Source organism: Microbacterium sp. dk485, assembly GCF_004570445.1.
GTDB classification, from domain to species: Bacteria; Actinomycetota; Actinomycetes; order Actinomycetales; family Microbacteriaceae; genus Microbacterium; species Microbacterium wangchenii.
This window is the reverse complement of sequence record NZ_SPQW01000001.1, coordinates 2,051,085-2,070,006: the sequence shown is the minus strand read 5'-3', so window position 1 is coordinate 2,070,006 and position 18,922 is coordinate 2,051,085. Positions and strand designations below refer to the sequence as shown.

General features: G+C 73.2%; 18 protein-coding genes. 8 read left to right on the top strand and 10 right to left on the bottom strand.

The window, feature by feature from the left end; genetic code table 11:
- Positions 1-29 precede the first annotated feature (29 nt).
- Entirely contained in the window at positions 30-461 is a 432-nt protein-coding gene (gene tadA, locus E4V99_RS09765; protein WP_135117259.1) for a tRNA adenosine(34) deaminase TadA, read from the bottom strand.
- A gap of 74 nt (positions 462-535) precedes the next feature.
- Between tadA and upp the strand changes: the two genes are divergently transcribed.
- Positions 536-1,168 carry a uracil phosphoribosyltransferase gene (gene upp, locus E4V99_RS09760; protein ID WP_135068804.1) on the top strand — a complete coding sequence of 211 codons (633 nt, stop codon included), beginning with the start codon at positions 536-538 and terminating at the stop codon, positions 1,166-1,168.
- Between the two features lie 15 nt (positions 1,169-1,183).
- Here upp and E4V99_RS09755 read toward each other — a convergent pair whose 3' ends face one another.
- Positions 1,184-4,765, bottom strand: a complete 3,582-nt coding sequence (locus E4V99_RS09755) for a bifunctional RecB family nuclease/DEAD/DEAH box helicase (RefSeq protein WP_135068806.1) — start codon at positions 4,763-4,765, stop codon at positions 1,184-1,186.
- A gap of 112 nt (positions 4,766-4,877) precedes the next feature.
- On the opposite strand from E4V99_RS09755, the gene E4V99_RS09750 reads away from it, so the two are divergent.
- A complete protein-coding gene (locus tag E4V99_RS09750) occupies positions 4,878-6,935 on the top strand; it encodes an NAD(+) synthase (protein ID WP_135068808.1) in 2,058 nt (685 codons plus the stop codon).
- Between the two features lie 102 nt (positions 6,936-7,037).
- On the opposite strand, the gene E4V99_RS09745 is transcribed toward E4V99_RS09750, so the two are convergent.
- The gene (locus tag E4V99_RS09745; protein WP_135117093.1) at positions 7,038-7,586 is read right to left on the bottom strand and encodes a hypothetical protein; all 549 of its coding nucleotides are present in this window, start codon (positions 7,584-7,586) and stop codon (positions 7,038-7,040) included.
- Between the two features lie 95 nt (positions 7,587-7,681).
- Between E4V99_RS09745 and E4V99_RS09740 the strand changes: the two genes are divergently transcribed.
- Genes E4V99_RS09740 through E4V99_RS09730 form a run of 4 tightly spaced genes read left to right on the top strand, consistent with a single transcriptional unit; the run spans position 7,682 to position 10,064 of the window.
- Positions 7,682-9,145 carry a lipase maturation factor family protein gene (locus E4V99_RS09740; RefSeq protein WP_135117092.1) on the top strand — a complete coding sequence of 488 codons (1,464 nt, stop codon included), beginning with the start codon at positions 7,682-7,684 and terminating at the stop codon, positions 9,143-9,145.
- Positions 9,146-9,155: 10 nt separating this feature from the next.
- A complete protein-coding gene (locus E4V99_RS09735; RefSeq protein WP_135068814.1) occupies positions 9,156-9,344 on the top strand; it encodes a hypothetical protein in 189 nt (62 codons plus the stop codon).
- Positions 9,345-9,352: 8 nt separating this feature from the next.
- Complete coding sequence (locus E4V99_RS18730) at positions 9,353-9,481, top strand: hypothetical protein (RefSeq protein WP_261799178.1); 129 nt, start codon at positions 9,353-9,355, stop codon at positions 9,479-9,481.
- 25 nt (positions 9,482-9,506) lie between these two features.
- Positions 9,507-10,064, top strand: coding sequence for a nucleosidase (locus E4V99_RS09730; protein WP_135068818.1), 558 nt, complete (start codon positions 9,507-9,509; stop codon positions 10,062-10,064).
- Here E4V99_RS09730 and E4V99_RS09725 read toward each other — a convergent pair.
- From E4V99_RS09725 to E4V99_RS09710, 4 genes are all read right to left on the bottom strand, one after another.
- Entirely contained in the window at positions 10,052-11,557 is a 1,506-nt protein-coding gene (locus tag E4V99_RS09725; RefSeq protein WP_135117091.1) for an MFS transporter, read from the bottom strand. The genes E4V99_RS09730 and E4V99_RS09725 overlap by 13 nt on opposite strands.
- Before the next feature lie 47 nt (positions 11,558-11,604).
- Entirely contained in the window at positions 11,605-14,598 is a 2,994-nt protein-coding gene (locus tag E4V99_RS18725; protein WP_135117090.1) for an SMC family ATPase, read from the bottom strand.
- A complete protein-coding gene (locus E4V99_RS09715) occupies positions 14,595-15,749 on the bottom strand; it encodes an exonuclease SbcCD subunit D (RefSeq protein ID WP_135117089.1) in 1,155 nt (384 codons plus the stop codon). Before E4V99_RS09715 ends, E4V99_RS18725 begins: the two co-directional genes overlap by 4 nt.
- Before the next feature lie 190 nt (positions 15,750-15,939).
- Positions 15,940-16,233: a DUF2277 domain-containing protein gene (locus E4V99_RS09710; protein ID WP_135068826.1), complete on the bottom strand. Its 294-nt coding sequence runs from the start codon at positions 16,231-16,233 to the stop codon at positions 15,940-15,942.
- A 56-nt stretch (positions 16,234-16,289) separates the two neighbouring features.
- Here E4V99_RS09710 and E4V99_RS09705 point away from each other — a divergent pair, with 56 nt between their 5' ends.
- Both E4V99_RS09705 and E4V99_RS09700 read left to right on the top strand, forming a co-directional pair.
- Positions 16,290-17,039, top strand: a complete 750-nt coding sequence (locus E4V99_RS09705; protein WP_240742714.1) for an alpha/beta fold hydrolase — start codon at positions 16,290-16,292, stop codon at positions 17,037-17,039.
- A 104-nt stretch (positions 17,040-17,143) separates the two neighbouring features.
- The gene (locus E4V99_RS09700) at positions 17,144-17,401 is read left to right on the top strand and encodes a hypothetical protein (protein ID WP_135117088.1); all 258 of its coding nucleotides are present in this window, start codon (positions 17,144-17,146) and stop codon (positions 17,399-17,401) included.
- 18 nt (positions 17,402-17,419) lie between these two features.
- Here E4V99_RS09700 and E4V99_RS09695 read toward each other — a convergent pair whose 3' ends face one another.
- The 3 genes from E4V99_RS09695 to E4V99_RS09685 all read right to left on the bottom strand — a co-directional run bounded on the left by E4V99_RS09695 (position 17,420) and on the right by E4V99_RS09685 (position 18,665).
- The gene (locus tag E4V99_RS09695) at positions 17,420-17,839 is read right to left on the bottom strand and encodes a hypothetical protein (protein ID WP_135117087.1); all 420 of its coding nucleotides are present in this window, start codon (positions 17,837-17,839) and stop codon (positions 17,420-17,422) included.
- Position 17,840: 1 nt separating this feature from the next.
- Complete coding sequence (locus tag E4V99_RS09690; RefSeq protein WP_135068833.1) at positions 17,841-18,083, bottom strand: hypothetical protein; 243 nt, start codon at positions 18,081-18,083, stop codon at positions 17,841-17,843.
- 282 nt (positions 18,084-18,365) lie between these two features.
- Positions 18,366-18,665 (bottom strand): GNAT family N-acetyltransferase, encoded by a 300-nt coding sequence (locus tag E4V99_RS09685; RefSeq protein WP_135068835.1) that lies wholly within the window; start codon positions 18,663-18,665, stop codon positions 18,366-18,368.
- Positions 18,666-18,922 lie beyond the last annotated feature (257 nt).

The following is an 18,922-nucleotide window of genomic DNA, read 5'->3' as shown; positions in this document are numbered from 1 at the left end:
CTCTCCGTGCGGCCGGGTCCGCGGCCGGATCAGCGGCGCCCGGCGAAGAAGCGCTGCAGCAGCATCAACGACGCCTCCGCCTCGACACCGGCGACCACCTCGACCCGGTGGGGCAGACGGCGGTCGCGCACGACGTCGTACATCGAGCCGGCAGCCCCGGCCTTGTCGTCCCACGCGCCGAACACCAGCCGCGGCACGCGCGCCTGCAGCACCGCCCCCGCGCACATGACGCACGGCTCGAGGGTCACCACGAGGGTGCAGCCGGCCAGATGCCATGTGCCCGCGGATGCAGCCGCCGCCCGCAGCGCGACGACCTCGGCGTGCGCGGTGGGATCGTGCGTGCGTTCGCGCAGGTTGCGCCCCTCGCCGATCACCGTGCCCGCCGCATCCGTCACGACCGCTCCCACGGGAACGTCGCCGGTCTCCTCCGCCCGCTCGGCCAGGGCGAGCGCGCGACGCATCGCGAGAAGGTCGCCGGGCAGGACGGTCATGCGGCTCCGAGGTTCGGACGAGGTCGAGCGGATAGATTGAGCCTATGCGTGTGCACGTGGCCGACCACCCCCTCATCACCCACAAACTGACGGTGCTGCGCGACGCGCGCACCCCCTCGCCGGTGTTCCGGCAGCTCACCGAGGAGCTCGTGACGCTGCTGGCGTACGAGGCCACCCGCGGCGTGCGCGTCGAGCCCCACGAGATCCAGACCCCCGTCACGACCACCGTGGGCGTGCACATCAGCGAGCCGCGCCCCATCGTCGTGCCGATCCTGCGCGCGGGGCTGGGCATGCTCGAGGGCATGGTCAAGCTCCTCCCCACCGCCGAGGTCGGCTTCCTCGGCATGGTGCGCGATGAGGAGACCTTCGAGCCCACGACGTACGCCGAACGCCTTCCCGACGACCTCAGCGACCGCCAGTGCTTCGTGCTGGATCCGATGCTCGCCACGGGCGGCTCGCTGGGAGCTGCGATCGACTTCCTCTTCCGCCGCGGCGCGCAGGACGTCACCGCGATCTGCCTGCTGGGCGCGCCGGAGGGCGTCGCCGCGATCGAGAAGCAGGTCGACGGACGCGACGTGACCCTCGTGCTGGGAGCGCTGGACGAGCGCCTCGACGAGAAGGGCTACATCGTGCCGGGCCTCGGCGACGCCGGCGACCGCCTGTACGGCACCGTCTGACCTCCTCCGGAGTCCTCAGGCGGGCACGAGCGTCGCTGCCGGAGTCGCTGCGGACACCAGTCGCGCGAAGGCGCTCAGGCGCGCGACGCCCTCCGGGGTGCGCGGCAGGTCGTCGAGCAGCCCCGGCGAGTAGATCAGGTACGCGGCTTGCATCGCGCGCGAGAGCGCGACGTTGATGCGGTTGGCCAACAGCAGGAACTCCGGACCCCGCGGCGCATCCCGCCCAGACGACGCCGCGAGCGACACGATCGCCACGACGGCTTCCTGCCCCTGGAACCGGTCGACGGTGCCCACGCGCACGGCGGGGAACCCGGACGCGGACAGCGCCTCCTCCACCGCGACCTGCTGCGCGTTGTAGGGCGTCACCACGATGATGTCCTCCGGCCGGAGAGGCCGGGACGGCAGCATCCGCACCGCGCCGTCGTCGTCGACCTCCGTCGCCGTCCACGAGCGGCCGACGAGGTCGGCGACGATCCGCACGACCTCCGCCGCCTCCTCCGGCGAGCACGTGGCGTTGCCGGAGTGGCGGAGCGCGACCGGATGCACGCCCGGCTCGATGCCCTCGAGCTCGCGCAGCGCCGTGGAGGGGTGGGAGGCGAGCTTGCCCTCGTACGACAGGCGCGAGACGGGGCCGGCCACCCGCGGGTGCATGCGCCATGTGCGCGAGAGGAAGTAGCCGTACTCGGGCGGCACGACCTCCGCGCCGTCCATGACCCAGCCGAGCGCCGAGGTGTCCACGGGCTCGGGGTGGGTGCCCTGCGACACCTGCGGCAGCTGCTGCGGGTCTCCCAGCAGCAGCAGGCGCGGCGCGGCGAGGGAGACGGCGATCGTGGAGGCCAGGGAGAACTGGCCGGCCTCGTCGATGACGAGGAGGTCGAGGCTCCCCCGGGGAATGCGCCCCTCGTGACTGAAGTCCCACGCGGTGCCGCCCACGACGAACCCGCCCGACGCGTGCTCGGCGGTGAAGGCGGCGAGGCCGTTGCGCGGCAGCGGCGTGAAGGAGGTCTCCGCCGCGGGGTCTTTCGGGGTCTTCGCCACGACGGCTGCCGGCACGCCGGCGGCGACCACGCGGTCGAGCATGTGCTCCACGACGGCGTGCGACTGCGCCACGACGCCGATCTTGTACCCGCGCTCGGCGACCAGCCGGGCGATGACGTGGGAGCCGACATAGGTCTTCCCCGTGCCGGGAGGGCCCTGCACGGCCAGGTAGCTCCGGTCGAGGTCGGCGACGCTGCGCACGATGGCGGCGACGTCGTCACCGGCGGACGGCGTGAGGGCCCCGGCCCCGCCCTGCCCCTGTCGAAGGGTGCGCGGCGGACGGCGGAGCAGGATGTCGGTGGCCGCGTCGGCCGGCAGCGAGGGGGCGGCGGCCAGCGCCGCATCCGCCCATGCGTCGATCGCGGCCTGCTGGTTGCCCGCGCGCGGCGGGGCGGCAGGCGTGAGGGCCAGCGGCAGCTCGCTCCAGGTGTTGCCGTCGACGGCGGTCTCCTCCACGACGGCGCCGTCGTCGAGCACCTCCACCACGCGCACCCAGCGTGCCCCGTGGATCCACCGCGGACGCGGCTGGTACGGGAACGGTGCCGGCAGGTCGTAGATCGCGAACGGCTCTCCGCCCGCGGTGAGGCGGGTTCCGGGCGCGACATCGCCCCGCAGCTGCAGGATGCGGCGCTCCGCTCCCCTGCCCGATTCGGCGAAGTGCCAGTCGGTCAGCACGCGCGAGCGCGCGGCGTCGACCACGACCACGTCGCGCGTGTCCTCCCACACCGAGACCGGTTCGCGCAGGCGCAGGAAGTGCGTGGCCCAGAACGACTTCGCCTCGCGCGGGTAGTAGTCGATGGCCGCAGCACCCAGCCGCAGCGCACCGGCCTCCGACTCCGGCGCCTCGGCGGCCCAGCGCTGCAGGGCGGTGGCCCGCGGCGACTCGGCGTAGACCACCTCGTCGGGCTCGAGTCCGCGCGCGGGCACGAGCCCGGCCTCACGCGCCCGGTCGACGAGCCAGTCGCGCAGGCGCCGCGTCGAGACGCAGTCGTAGCGGTTGTAGTCGGCGAGGTCGGCGAGGATCGCCTCGGATGCGGCGGTGTCGCCGTCGTCGGCGAGCGCCCGCGCCTGCACGTACCGCACGATCGAGTCGTCGCCGCGCTGCACGTCGGAGGTGCGGACCTCCTCGCCCATGTACAGCGGCTCGAGCTTCTTGATCGAGTACGACCGCGACCCCACCCGCAGCGCGCGGCGCACGATCGGGTACAGGTCGACGAAGACGCCCTCGCGCAGCAGCCGGTCGACGTCACCCTCCCGCACGCCGTAGCGCGCCGCCATCGTGAGCAGGTGGGCCGGCTCGTAGGGCGCGTAGTGGTAGATGTGCATGTCGGGATGCTGCGACCGGCGGAGGGCCACCAAATCGAGGAAGCGCTCCAGCGCCGCCTTCTCGGCGGCGAAGTCGTGCGCCCACAGCGCGGAGTACTGCTCCCGCATGTCGACCCAGCCGAAGAGATAGTCCAATCCCCACTGGCCGCCTTCGCCCTCGGTGTAGAGGGGGTCGCCCTCGAAGTCGAAGAAGATGTCCCCCAGATCGGGGCGGGGCAGGGCGCCGAGCGCCTGGGGTGCGACGACCTCGTATACCGGCACGGCGGTCGCGTCGGCGTCGGGGTCGGGACTCTGCAGCTGCAGTCGGGCCTGCGTGCGCAGCGACGCGAACGTGTCGGCGCTCATGCCGTCGGGCGCCTCGGGCGCACCGGCCAGCGCGTCGATCGTGCGGATGCCGGCCGCCGTCAGCCGTGCCCGCTGCACCGGGCGCATGCCGGCGACCAGCAGCAGGTCGCGGTGGGCGACGATCTCGAGCTCGCACGTGGGGCAGCGCCCGCACGCGACGACGGCGAGGTCTCCGCGCGGGTCGCCCCACGCGATGGGCTCCCCCGCGCCGCCCAGCTCGACACGACGGTCGGCGATCAGCGCGCGCAGCCGCTCGCGTCGCAGGCCGAAGACGGGCAGGAGGTCGTCGACCTCGTGCGTGCTGACGGTCCCGTCGCCCAGGAGCAGCTCGACGCGGTCGGAGCGCGGCACGCCCAGCCGGTCGAGCTGGTCGACGTATGCCGCCAGCTGCATGAGAGCGGTCACGCGGGCGTGTCGGGCGAGCTTGGTGTCCTGCACGAGCCACCGCGCAGTCGGCTGGCTTGTCGCGGTCGCCGGGCCCGTCGCGCCTCCCGGCTCCGCCCCGGGGTCGCGCACGAGGAAGTCGGCGAACCCCACGAACTCGTCCGTCGCGAACGCCGCCTGGTAGATCACGTCGGCGTCGGAGGCCAGGGCGGCGCGCGTGCGCTCCACCGCCGCGGCGAGCGCCGCCGCATCCGAGGACCGCGTCTCGGGGATCTCCACGACCCCGGCGCCGTACCGCTGCCGGTACGCCTCGAGCACGCGCAGTTCGTGCGCCGTGCCCAGACGCCCCGCCCGTTCGAGGGTGGGGTCTTCGGGGTCTTCCACGGCGGCGACCCGGCCGAGCTTGGCGTCGATCGCACGCAGCCACGCGAACTCGCACTCGGCGGCTGCTTTGAGGTCGCTCGCGCTCCAGACGATCCGGCCTTCGTTCTCGATGTAGCGCATGGTCCCCTTCTCCGTCTTCGACCCTAACCGCGACCTCCGACGTCGCCGCACGCCCCCGCGCGGGAGCGTCAACCCCCGAGCGGCCGCGGGAGCGCCCTGCCAGGATGGGACGGTGAGCACGAGCCTTCCCTTCGCCAGCGCATACCGGCACGGGTTCGCCCGCGTCGCCGCGTGCACGATCCCGGTCGCCATCGCCGACCCCGCCACCAACGCCGAATCGGTCCTCGCCACCGCACGGAAGTGCCACGACGAGACCGTGGCCGTCGCACTGTTCCCCGAGCTGTGCCTCACCGGCTACTCCCTCGAGGACCTCGTGCTGCAGGACCCGGTCCTGGATGCGGTGGAGGCGGCCGTGCAGCGGCTGGTCGAGGCATCCGCCGACCTGCTCCCGATGCTCGTGGTCGGGGCGCCGCTGCGCCACCGCAACCGCCTGTACAACTGCGCCGTCGTGATCCACCGCGGCGAACTGCTCGGCGTCGCGCCGAAGTCGTACCTGCCCAACTACCGCGAGTTCTACGAGCGGCGGTGGTACGCGGCCGGCGACGATCAGGCCGGCGAAGACATCCGCATCGGCGACCTCGCGGCCCCGTTCGGACCGGATCTGCTCTTCGAGGCGCTGGATGTCCCCGGCCTCGTGGTGCACGCCGAGGTCTGCGAAGACATGTTCGTGCCCGTCCCGCCGTCCTCCGAGGCGGCGATGGCCGGCGCCACGGTGCTGCTGAACATGTCGGGCAGCCCCATCACGATCGGGCGCGCGGATGACCGCAACCTGCTGGCGCAGTCGCAGTCGCTGCGGTGCCTGGCCGTGTACGCGTATGCGGCGGCCGGCATGGGCGAGTCGACGAACGACCTGTCATGGGACGGCCAGACGATGATCTACGAGGGCGGGCAGCTGCTCACCACCACCGAGCGCTTCCCCGACGGGCCGCGGCGCAGCGTCGCCGACGTCGACCTCGACAAGATCCGCCAGGATCGCCTGCGCCAGGGCACCTTCGACGACAACCGCCGCACGTACCGGCCGGCGTTCCGCACCGTCCCCTTCGTCCTCGCGCCGCCGGCGACCGACATCGGGCTGCGCCGCTCCCTCGACCGGTTCCCCTTCGTCCCCGACGACCCGGCCCGCCTCGCGCAGGACTGCTACGAGGCGTTCAACATCCAGGTCTCGGGGCTCGAGCAGCGCCTCACCGCGATCGGCGGACCCAAGCCCGTCATCGGGGTCAGCGGCGGCATCGACTCCACGCACGCGCTGCTTGTCGTGGCCAGAGCGATGGACCGCATGGGACGCCCGCGCAGCGACATCCTCGCGTACACGATGCCCGGCTTCGCCACGAGCGACCGCACGCGGAAGAACGCCATCGCGCTCGCGGAGGCTCTCGGCGCATCCATCGAGACCATCGACATCCGCCCCGCCGCCGAGGAGATGCTCCGCCAACTCGGGCACCCGTTCGCCTCCGGCGAGCCCGTGCACGATGTGACGTTCGAGAACGTGCAGGCGGGCCTGCGCACGGATTACCTCTTCCGCCTCGCCAACCACCACGGCGGCCTCGTGATCGGCACCTCCGACCTGTCCGAGCTGGCCCTGGGCTGGGCCACGTACGGCGTCGGCGACCACATGAGCCACTACGCCGTCAACGTCGGGGTGCCCAAGACGCTCATCCAGCACGTCATCCGCTGGGTCATCTCCGCGGGCGAGGTCGACGAGGCCAAGGACGTGCTGCAGTCGGTGCTCGACACCGAGATCAGCCCCGAGCTCGTGCCGGCCGACGCCGAGGGACGGATGCAGTCGACCGAGGACCGCATCGGCCCGTATGCGCTCCACGACTTCACGCTGCACCACATCCTGCGGTTCGGGTTCCGCCCGTCCAAGATCGCGTTCCTCGCCTACCAGGCCTGGCGCGACGCCGAGGCCGGCGAGTGGCCGCCCGGATTCCCCGACGACGCACGCTATGCGTACGACCTGCCCACGATCGCCCGGTGGCTGGAGGTGTTCCTGCAGCGGTACTTCGCGTTCGCGCAGTTCAAGCGCTCGGCCATCCCGAACGGGCCGAAGGTGTCCCCCGCGGGGTCGCTGTCGCCCCGCGGCGACTGGCGCGCCCCGTCCGACGGCAACGCCCGCGCGTGGCTCGAGGAGTTGCACGCCGCCCTCCCCGACGTCTTCCCCTCCTCCTGACGCCGAGACACCACATCCCGTCCGAGACCCCCGGCGACGCGTGGTGTTTCGGACGGAAAGTGGTGTCTCGGCGGACCGGGGCGGGGGCCGGCGGCGGGGGTGCTACTCCTGCAGGCCGATGCGGTCGGGGATGGCGAACGGCAGGCCCGGTAGCCACGAGGCCGGGTCGGGCCACGGGCGCGAGGTCGGCAGCGCCGTCAGGGTGCGCCGCAGCGCGGCATCGCGCGGTGACGAGGGTGCGGCCCTGGGGAGGACGCGGCGGGGTGCGCGGTGCCCGAGCGCCCCGCACCACCAGTGCCGCCACGTCGCGTCGGCCTGGTCGGGGTCGAGCACGATGTAGTAGTCGGGCATGAGCGCGCGGCCGGCCTGGAAGTCGGCCAGCGTCGTCTCGACCTCCACTTCGAGCGTCCCGAGCGTCGCGCGCTCCTCGTACAGCTCCACCCACGCGGCGGCGACGTGCTCGAGCGGGTCGGCGTCGTGCACGATCCACGGGGTGGATGCGGCGGCGATGCGCCGCGCGGCGAGGGCCGGTTCGGTGCCGTGCAGGCTCAGCGTCTCCACTCCCGCGAGGCCCTCCAGCGTCTCCAGCGCGTCGCCCGAGCCGGCTCCGACGACGGCGACGATGGTTCCCGTTCCCGATGTGTGCGCCATGCTCCACGGTACGACGCCGCACGTGCGCTGTGGGAAAGACTCGCGCGGACGCAACCCCGATGCACGGGTAGGGCGGCGTCCCTAGCCTCGGACGCATGGACGGCTTCGCCGCGATCGACTTCACCCTGGCCAGGGAGGTGCTCCAGCGGGGCATCGCCGCGGTCTACGTCGTGGCCTTCCTGTCCACCGCCGCGCAGTTCCGTGCGCTGCTGGGCGAAGACGGGCTGCTCCCGGCCCCGCGGCTGCTGGAGTGGGTGCGCTCGGGCTCCCGCGCGCGACGGCGGATGCTGCATCCCACCGTGTTCCGCTGGTGGGCCTACACCGACCGCCGGCTGCTCGCGGTGTGCGGCGCGGGAGGCGTGGTGGCCGCGGCGCTCGTGTGCGGGCTCCCTCAGCTCGGTCCGCCGTGGGTGCCGATGCTGTGCTTCCTGTTCGTGTGGCTGGCGTACATGTCGATCGTGAGCCTCGGCCAGACCTTCTACGGTTTCGGCTGGGAGATGCTGCTGCTGGAGGCCGGGTTCCTCGCGGCCTTCCTCGGCTCGGCCGACCAGCCGCCGCCCACGGTCGTGATCGTGCTGTTCTGGTGGCTGCTGTTCCGGCTGGAGTTCGGCGCCGGCATGATCAAGATCCGCGGAGGCCGGGAGTGGCGGGATCTGTCCGCACTGACCTACCACCACGAGACGCAGCCGCTGCCGGGGCCCCTCAGTCGTCAGGCCCACCTGCTGCCGCGCTGGTTCCATGAACTCGAGGTGATCGGCAACCACTTCTCGCAGCTCGTGGTGCCGTGGTTCCTGTTCGCTCCGCTTCTGGGCGTATGGATCCCGTGGCCGGGCTTCGCGTGGATCGGCACGATCGCCGGCGCGATCGTGATCGCCACGCAGCTGTGGCTCGTGGCGACCGGCAACTTCGCCTGGCTGAACGTTCTCACGATCGTCCTCGGTTTCTCCGCCGTGAGCGTCCCGGGCTCCGGCTCCCCCGCCGACGTGCCGCTGTACTGGCTGCTGATCACCGGGGCCGTGGCGGTGCTGTACGTCGTGCTGAGCTGGCCGGCGCTGCGCAACCTCGCCGCGCGCCGGCAGCTCATGAACGCGAGCTTCAACCGATGGAACCTCGCCAACGCGTACGGCGCGTTCGGAACGGTCACCAAGCGACGCATCGAGTGGGTCATCGAAGGCACGGAGGCCACCGATCCGGACGACCCGGACGCGGTGTGGCTGGAGTACGGATTCCGCGGGAAGCCGGGGGAGGTCCGCCGCATCCCTCCGCAGGTGGCGCCGTATCATCTGCGCCTGGACTGGCTGATGTGGTTCCTGCCCCTGGGCCGGTCGCTGGAGGACTGGTTCACCCACTTCGTCGTGCGCTTGCTGGAGGCCGACCCGCGGATGCTGCGCCTGCTGCGCCGCGACCCCTTCGACGGGCGCCGACCGGCGTGGGTGCGCGTGCACGCCTACCACTACCGCTTCACCACGCGCGCCGAGCACCGCCGCACCGGTGCGGTGTGGCACCGCACGTTCGAGGGCGTGGTGCTCGATCCGCTCCGCGCGCCCGCGAGCAGGTAGCCTGGACGCGATGGAAGACGCCCGCCCCGTCCGACGCCCCCGCGCCGCCGCCGTGATCGGCATCATCGTGGGCGCGCTGTTCCTCGCGCTCGGCGCCGCCGCGCTCCTGATCGGCCTCGGCCTCGTCATCGGCGTCATCGCCCTGGTCGGCGGCGCGCTGACCCTCGCCGCCGCCGTCTTCCTCCTCGTCCGACCCTGAGGACCCGCATGTTCCCTGCCCCGAACGACCCGAAAAAGCCCTCTCCGACCCGCGTGGGCATCTGGATCGTCGTGGCCGGCGTCGGCGTCTACATGCTCGCCTCGGGCATCATCGGGATTCTCACGACCGGCGGCTGACCGCTCCGACCGGCAGAATGGGTGGGTGAGACTCCTCGTCGCCGCCCACGAATCCGAACTCGTCGCCTTCGAACCCGAGCTCCCCGGGTTCGACCGCCTCCTCACCGGCGTGGGCAAGCTCCGCGCCGCCTACGCGCTGACCCGTGCGCTGGATGCCGCGCACTACGACGAGATCGTCGTCGTCGGCACCGCCGGCGCGCTGGACCCGGAGCTGGAGCCGGGCGTGTACGACATCGACGCGACGGTGCAGCACGACGTGACCGACCTGGAGGGCGTGCGCGGCCAGCACGTGTCGCTGCCCCCGCGCATGACCCTGGCCGTGGAGGGCGCCACGATCGCCACGGGCGACTCGTTCGTCGACGACCCGGACGCCGTCGCGATCATCCGCCGCCTGGGCGCGCGCCTGGTCGACATGGAATCGTTCGCCTACGCGTGGGTGGCGGCGCAGTTCGGCGTGCCGATCCGCATCCTCAAGGCCGTCTCCGATCGCGCACAGGACGGCGCGACCGTGGAATGGGACACCGCCGTCATCGAGTGCTCCCGCCAGCTGCGCGAGCGCATCCGCGAGGCCTACGGCGTCTGATCCGGCGCCGCCAGGAGGGGCGGCTCACCGTCGCGACGGCGGACGGCGAGGTCGACGACTGCGGCGATGAGGGCGAGCCCGAGGAACACGCCCACCGAGGTCATGCCGACGGCGTACGCGTCGTGGAAGACCACCGGGTCGGGCTCAGTGCCCTTCTCCCGGTACACCGTGGCGTAGAACAGCGCCAACGCGACCGCGGTGCCCACCGCCGTTCCGATCCGCTGGCCGAGCTGGCCGATCGAGCCGGCGACGCCGCCCTGACGGACGGGCACCTCGGCGAGCATCAGGGTCTGGTTCGGCGAGATGACGACGCCGGCAGCCAATCCACTGAGGACCATCACGGCGGCCATGGCCCACGGGGTCCACTCAGCCGGCGTGAACAGCACCGCCAGCACGAGCCCGCCGACACTCACCAGCAGCCCGACCAGTCCCCACACCACCAGGGGCCGGCCGATCCGGCTGACGTACACGCCCCCCACCCACGAGGACAGGGCGGATGCGGCGGCGAAGCCGATCGTCACCATGCCGGCGAACACCGGCGCGATCTTGAGCCCGAACTGCAGGTACAGCGTCCCGAGGAGGAACATCGCCGGGGCTCCCGCGAAGTACGCCGTCGACACGAGCACCCCGTTGCGGTAGGACACCCGCTGGAACACCGAGAACGGGATCAGCGGCACCCGCCCGCGGGCGGCGTACCGGTGCTCCCACAGCAGGAACATCGCGACGAAGAAGACGCAGACCACGAGCAGCCACCAGCGGCGGGGGTCGTCGTCGGGCGAGCCCGTGGTGAACAGGAAGGGCCACAGGAACGCCAGCACGCTCAGCCCGAACAGCACCACGCCGACCGGGTCGAGGTCGAGCGGGCGGTGCGACCGCGTGCGCGTGTCAGGGAGCAGCCACGCCGCCAGCGCCATGACGATAATCACCAGCGGCACGTTCATCCAGAAGATCAGCCGCCATCCGTCGGCCTCGCCGCCGACGGCGATCAGCAGGCCTCCCAGGGTCGGACCGAACGCCGTGGAGATGCTGATCGTGGCACCGAACAGCCCGAACGCCCGGCCGCGCTCGGCGCCGACGAACAGCTGCTGGATGAGTCCCAGCACCTGCGGCATCTGGATACCGGCGGCGACCCCCTGCAGCAGGCGGAACACCAGCAGCAGCGTCGCATCCGGGGCGAGGGCGCAGCCCAGACTCGTCAGCAGGTACAGCGACAGCCCCACCAGGAACAGCACACGCCGCGACCGCTGGTCACCCAGGCGACCGGCCGGCACGAGCACGAGCCCGAAGGTGAGGATGAACCCCGACACGATCAGCTGCACCTGCGTGGGATCGGCGCCCAGGGCCGTCTCGATCGCCGGAAGTGCGACGTTGACCTTCGTCAGATCCAGGATGGTGAGCGCCGCCACCGACACGGCGATCCAGTACGCCCGCCACCGATGCGACGGCGGAAGCTCGATATCGCGCGTGGGCGGATGCCCGGACGGGGGTGACATCCCGCCCACGCTACTCGCCGCGCGCCCGGACTCCGCAGGCCTTGCGGTCAGCTGCCGACGGCTGCTCCCTGACGGATGACGCTCGCCCCCTGCGGCCCCGCCTCCACCAGGAGCTGGGCGGGCAGCTGCTCCTTCATCGCTGCGACGTGGCTGATCACTCCGACGGTGCGCCCGCCCTGGCGCAGTTCGTCGAGGGCGCGCATTGCCAGTTCGAGCGTGTCGTCATCGAGCGAACCGAAGCCCTCATCGATGAAGAGCGTGTCGAGACGGATGCCGCCCGCCCGCGCCGTGACCACCTCGGCCAGGCCCAGCGCCAGGGCCAGGGAGGCCAGGAAGGTCTCCCCGCCGGACAGCGACTGCGGCGGCCGCGCCTGCCCGGTGTAGGAGTCGAGCACCTCCAGCCCCAGGCCGGATGCCGCACCTCGCGCCGCGAGCGCGTCGGAGTGCTGCAGGCGGTACCGGCCCGCGGACATGTCGGCCAGGCGGAGGTTCGCGGCGGCGACGATCTCCTCGAGTTCGGCCGCCAGGACGAACGTCTCCAGCGTCATCCGGCGCGTATTGGGCGCGCGGCCGGCGACGGTGTGCGCGAGGCGCCCGACCACGGCGGCGCGCGCTGCGGTGTCGGCGATGGCACGGTGGGCGGCGTCGGCCCGCTCCGCCAGGTCGCGCAGCCGCGTGAGGATGGCGTTCGCCTCGGCGGTGGCGGCGGCGGCGGCGGTGACGCGGGCACGCGCGTGCGCCAGCTCCGCCTGCACCGGTCCCAGGTCGGCCGGCTGCTCGGGCTGGTCGACGAGCACCAGCTCCAGTTCGAGCAGACGCTGGCGGGCCGACCGCTCGGCGTCGTCGTGTGCACGTACGCGGTCCTCCATCGCGGCGCGCTCCCCAGCAGGGCGCAGCGCGGCGCGGGCGGCGTCGGCGTCGTCGAAGATCGACGCGGCCAGCCGCTCGTCCCGGTGGGCGGCGGCGCCGGAGAGCACTTCGGCGCGCACCACGCTGTCGGCGGCGGAGTCGGTCAGGGCGCGCAGCAGCTCGCGGCGCCGCTCGGCATCGTCGCGACGCTCGGCGACCGTCGCCGCATCCCCTCGCGCGCCGTCGACGCGGGCGCGCAGCGCGTGCGCACGCTGGGTGGCCAGCGCCGCATCCTGCCGGCCCTGCGCCGCTTCGGCCACGAGCGCCTCGCGCCCGGCCGCGGCGTCGGCATCGGCCGCGGCGAGCCCGGCCCGCTCGGCGGCGAGCCGCTCGGCGGTGGCGACGCGTTCCTCGGCCGCATCCCGCGCGGCCCGCGCGGCGTCGCAGTCCGCCTCGGTCTCCTCGGGCCCGGTGCCGCCGGCGCGTGCGACCGCGGCCGCATGTGCGGCGCCCGCATCGCGGAGTGCCTCGGCGGCACGACGATCCTCGGCGAGGGCGGTCTCCTTCGCGAGCGCCGCATCCTCGATGGCGGCATCGCTGACCGGTTCATCCGACGGCGACGCGGTGTGCGGATGCTCCGTGCCTCCGCACACCGGACAGGGTTCGCCCTGCACCAGGCCGGCGGCCAGGTCGCCCGCCGCCGACGCCAGGCGCCGCTGCAGCAGCGACGTGTGATGTGCCGTGGCCTCCGCCAGCGCGATGCCGCAGGCCACCGCGCGGCGCTCGGCGGCGCGCAGCGGATCGACCAGGGTTTCAGCCTCCCGCGCGGCATCCCGGCGGCGCTCGGCTTCCGTGAGCCGCGCCTCCGCCGTCGCGCGTTCGGCCGGGGCCGCGGCAAGCGCCTCGAGCTTGTCGTCCAGGTCGCGCAGGAGCGCCGGCACCGCCGCGCGCTGGGCGTCGAGGGCGGCGACGGCACGCTCGGCATCCGCGGCGGCGGCCGCCGCCTGCTCCACCTCGCGCTCGGCCTCGGCCAGTTCGGTTTCGGCGGCCAGGGCGTCCGCGCACGCGGCCAGCACCGCCGCGAGCTCGTCCTCGCGAGAGCGCAGCTGCGCCGGGGTGGACGCGGTCTCCCCCGCCGCCGCCCACGCGACGGTTGCAGCGGCAGCGCGCTCGGCACTGACGGCGGCGTCGCGCTCCGCCCGATCGGCGGCCTCGAGAGCCGCACGCAGCTCCTCCCCCGCACGCGCCCGTGCGAGCACCTCGCGCTCGGCGTCGACGGCCGGCGCATCCTCGGTCAGGCGGGCCAGGCGTTCGCGCAGCTCGAGCCGCTGGCGCTGCCGCTCGGCCAGCTCGCGCGCGTCGCGCTCCCGCTCCAGGGCGCCGTCCAGTCCCGTCTCGGCGGTGCGCTGCTCCTGGGCGGCGACCTCGGCACGGTAGGCGGCGCGCTCGGCGGCCCGGACCACGGCGCTCAATCGCGCGGGGATGTCGGCGGGCGCGGGGTCTTCCACGGGAAGCACGTCGGCGTCGCGAGCGACGCGCTCGGCCTCCTCCAGCAGCATCCGCACGTTCTCGCCCTCGGACAGCAGTGCGGCTTCGGCGTCTTTGCGCATGCCCTCGAGGATCTCGGCGTACTGCTCGTACGTGCGTGTGCCGAAGAGGGTGCGCAGCAGCGCCTGACGCTCGTCGTTGCGAGCGAGGAGGAAGCGCGCGAACCGGTTCTGGGCGAGCAGGATGACCTGCAGGAACTGCTGCTGGGTGAGGCCGACGATCTCGTCGAGGTGCGCGGCCACGTCGACGGGGCGTGCCGCGACACCCGTCCACTCGACGCCGTCGAACTCCTCGAGCATCGCGCGGTGCGGTTCGGTCGTGAAGCCCCCGCCGCGCAGCTTCGGGCGCTCGTACTCCGGCGAGCGGGTCACACGCCAGCGCCGCTCGCCGGCGGTGAACTCCAGCACCACCTGCGTCGGGTCCTCGGGGTCGCAGTGGTCGCTGCGCAGCCGCCGCTCGCCCCCGTCATAGCGCGGCACCCCGCCGAACAGGGCGTAGCAGACCCCGTCCAGGACGCTCGATTTCCCCGCCCCGGTGCGACCGGAGATGAGGAAGATCCCGTCGTCGGCGAACGCGTCGAAATCGACGACCTGACGATCCCGGAAGGGACCGAAGCCGGCGAGCTCGAGGCGATGCAGCTTCACGCGCGGGCCTCCGCGACGGTGCGCGCATCGACGACGTCGCGGATGAGGGCGCGCTCCGCGTCGGTGGCACCCTCCCCCGCGCGCACGTGGGTGAGGAAGGCATCGAACAGCTCGGCGTCGTCGCGGGCGGCGCGCACGCGGCCCGAGTAGTCCAGCCCGTCCGGGGCCGGCGCGCCGACGGGGGTATGCACGACGGTCGCGCAGAAGGCGAAGCGGCGCTGCAGACGGCGCATCGGCTCGATTTGCGGCGTCGGGTCGGTGTACTGCGCGCAGACCCACGCGTCTTCGTCGGCGGCGAAGCGGGAATCCTCTAGCAGCTCCGCGATCGTCCCCCGCAGCGTCACGAGCCGCCGGGGCACGGGCAGGGGGATCCATTCCACGTTCGTCAGGCCCGCCGCATCCAGCTCGACCAGCCACGATCCGCGCGGCTTGTCGGCCTCGCCGAAGCTGTAGTGCAGCGGAGCGCCGGCGTAGCGCACGCGCTCGGACAGCTGCTGACGCCCGTGGATGTGGCCGAGCGCGACGTAATCGGGCCCGTCGAAGGCCGGGAGGGGCACGACGTCCAGGCCGCCCTGGCGGATCTCCCGCTCCACGCCGGGCGTCGCCTCGACCCCCGCCGCGAAGCAGTGCGCGATCGCCACCGACCGGCCCCCGCGCGCGGCGAGGTCGGCGCGGACGAGCCCGAGCGCATGGTTCATCGTCTGCGCCTGGCTGCGCAGTTCGACCCCCTCCCACCGGTGGCGCACGATCGCCGGCTCCAGGTACGGGATGCCGTGGAAGTGCACCGGCCCGTGGGCGTCGGAGACGGTGACGGGCGTGCCGACCGCGGCGGGGTCGGTGAGCACCGTGATGCCCTCCCTCAGCAGCGCGGACTGGAAGCCCAGCCGCGCGGCGGAGTCGTGGTTGCCGCTCGTGACGATGATGCGGGCGCCGGCGTCGGAGATCGCGGCGAGGGTGTCGGTCAGCAGCGCGTAACAGGCCGGTGCCGGTGCGGCCGAGTCGAACACGTCTCCGGCGAGGACGACGACGTCCACGCGCAGCTCCGCCACCTGAGCGACGAGCGCCTCCAGGACGCCGCGCAGCGCATCGAAGGTCGCATGTCCGTGGAAGGACCGCCCGATGTGCCAGTCGGAGGTGTGCAGGATGCGCATACCAGCACGCTACGTCGAGCCTCCGACATCCCCGCGAAGGCGCTCAGGAGGTTCGCCGACAGCGAGCGGGCGGATCCGCCCGTCCCGCACCTCCCGCGCGCCGTAACGATGTCGGGGGACCGCACCCAGGTCGGAGGATGAGCTGCGCATCCTCCGACGTCCGTGCGATCCTCCGACGCCGCTGCGCGGCTCAGGATGCGGCGGCGACGCGCGGTTCGTAGCGTCCGGAGCGCTCCGCCCTGGCGCGGGCCTTCGCCGCTTCTTCGGCGCGGTCCTTCGGCGGAGCCACGGCGACGAGGTCGTCGAGCAGGTGCGCCGTGGCGTGGGCGATGTCGGCCACCGCACGATCGAAGGCCGCCTGGTTCGCACGCGAGGGCTTGGTGGTCCCGGCGATCTTGCGCACGTACTGCAGGGCGGCCGCCTGGATCTCCTCGGTGGTCGCGGCGGGCGCGAAGTTGTGGAGGGTGTGGATGTTCCGGCACATGCCGCCCACGGTACGCCCGGTCGGGGTGCCGCATCCAGACCCGGTAGCGTCGGAGCGTGGATCCCGAGCCGACCGACGACGTCTCGGTGAGCACGTTCACCGCGGCCGGCTGCACGCTCGTGGCCGAGACCCAGGGGCACGGGGAGACGGTGTTCCTGCTCGTGCACGGGATCGGGATGGGACGGACGGTGTTCGCCCACGCCGTGAAGCTCCTCCGCCGCCACGGCCGCGTGATCGCGATCGACCTGCCCGGCTACGGCGAGGCTCCCGAGCCCGCGCGCACGCCCGCCATCGAGCGGCTGGCAGACCTCGTGGCGGCCTTCATCGTCGAGCGGGCGCCGGGGCGCGTCGTGCTGGTCGGGCATTCGATGGGCTCGCAGGTGGCCATCGAGGTCGCCGCACGCCATCCGGCCACCGTCGCCCGGCTCGTGCTGGCGGCCCCCACGGTGGATGCTCGTGCGCGTCGCGCGCTGCCGCAGATGTGGCGGCTGCTGCGCGACCTCACCGACGAGCATCCCAAGGTGATCCTCGCCGGCGCGCGGGAGTATCTGCGCGCGGGGCCATGGCTGCGCCGGAAGTTCCGCGCGATGCTCGCGCATGCCCCGGAGGACTCCCTCGATCGCGTGCGCGTACCGGTGCTCGTGCTGCGCGGGGAGGAGGACCCCGTCTCCCCCCGGGCGTGGTGCCGGTTCGTCGCGGATTCCCTGCCCGACGGCCGCCTGGAGGAGATCCCCGATCGCGGGCACGAGACGATGATCCGGGATGCGGCGCCCGCTGTCGCACGCATCCTGCTCTTCGCCGCCTGACCGCCATGGCAGGACGTTTTCCTGCCAGCATCGGCGTCGACGGCAATGTCGGCGGCCGCGCGTACGTTCGCTCGTGAGGCAACGACTGACCCACAGGAGCGATGATGTTCGGGATCTATGCCGCAGAAGTCCAGTTCCAGCACGACAGCGCCGAGCGCGATCGCGCGCTGCGCCGCCGAGCACTGCGGGCGGAGCGTCTCATTCCGGAGCGCGTGCTCCGGCCGCTCGACCCTCCGGCCGCGCCGCGCCGCGCGTTCCGCGGCGTGTGGCCGCGCCCGGTCGCGGTCGCGCCGGGCCCTGACGCGGGATTCGGCCCGCGCGCGTCCGACGCCGCCTTCCGGCCGCACACCTGCACGGTGTGAGCCGGGGCGGGTGCTGATTCAGCGCTGGGCGATCTCCGCGGCCAGCGCCCGGATGCGGTCATCGCCGATGTCGGTGCCGGTCTCGGAGAAGCGCTGGCGCAGCACGTCGGCGATGCGCTCCTCGGGGGCGTCGCCGACGTCGACGCGCGTCTGAGCCACGATGCCTTCGACGCGGTCTTCGTTGGTAGCCGAATGCATGTCCATGGCCGGAGCATCCTGCGTGCCAGGCGAACCGGCCGGGGCGGCCTCGGGGGCCTTGGCATCGTGAGCGACCGCGCCGCCCTGCACGTCCTGCGTCGCTTCGCCGTGCTGCACGGTCGCGTCACCGTCACCGTCACCGCGGCGATCCTCCGCCTGCGAAGGCTCGACCGGCTTCTCGTCGTAGCGGTCGGGGTAGTTCCCGCCCGGTTCGTCGAACTCGTTCGTCGTACCCGACATCTCAGCTCTCCTCGTCGTTGGACAGATCGGGGTCCGCCGCCTGTGACGGCTCGTCGCTCTCGATCGGCGCATCGGGGCTGGTGCCCCCGGACGACTCGCCCGGCAGGCCCGCGTCGCTCAGGCGTGACGACCCCTGGGCCGCGCGGCTCTGCTCGGCCGTCTCGCCGTCGGCGGCGGCACCGCTCTCCCACCCGCCGGGCGGGTCGGCGTCGATGACACCCTCGGGCAGATCGCGATCATCCATGGCGTGTTCCTTCCGTCCCTTCCACCCTCCCGCGCCGCCCCTCGCGCTCGCGAGGGCTTGACGCGCCCACCGACGCCGACTACCCGCCCCTCCGACCCCCGCCCCGCCCCACCCCACCCCCGGTTCCGCGAGACAGCACGCCACCGGCGAGACCGCGACATAAAGCCTCGGTCTCGCCGGTGCGCAGCAGTCTCGCGGATTTGCGCGGCGCATTTGCGCGGCGCGGCGGGCGGCGGGCGGCCGCGGCGGGCGGCGGGCGCGGCGCGGCGGGCGGCGGTACGGTCAGGCGGAGCGGGCGGTGCGGAGGATGCCGGCGTGTTCGGGGTGGGCGTCGAACCACTCGGCGACGTACCAGCACACCGGGATCACCTCGCGGTCGCCGGCCGCCTCCAGGTGCGCCACGGCGCGGGCGACCAGTTCGCCGGCGTAGCCGTGTCCGCGGAAGGTCGGGATCGTGTACGCCCGCGTCATCGCCACGGTGCGTCCGTCGTCGCGGTAGTCCAGCACGCTCACGAGGTCGTCGCCGCGGTGCAGCGTGTAACGCGAGGCGTCCTTCTCGTCGGTGAATCGCAGTCCGGTCACCCCGACAGGGTACGCCTGGTCCGGCCCGGCGTCGCCGCATCCGCGCCACGCCCGCGCAAAACTCAGGAGACACGCCGACCCGACCACCGTCGGCGGGGCCGCAGCCCTCAGTTCTCCTGAATTCTGGACGGCAGGGCTGCCAGCCACGCGTCCACCTGCCGCTGACCGGCCAGGCGCACCACCGGCATCCCGGCGGCGATCCTGCGCTGCATCCGTTCGCGCGTCACCGGATGCTGCGTCCACGCCCACCGCACGAT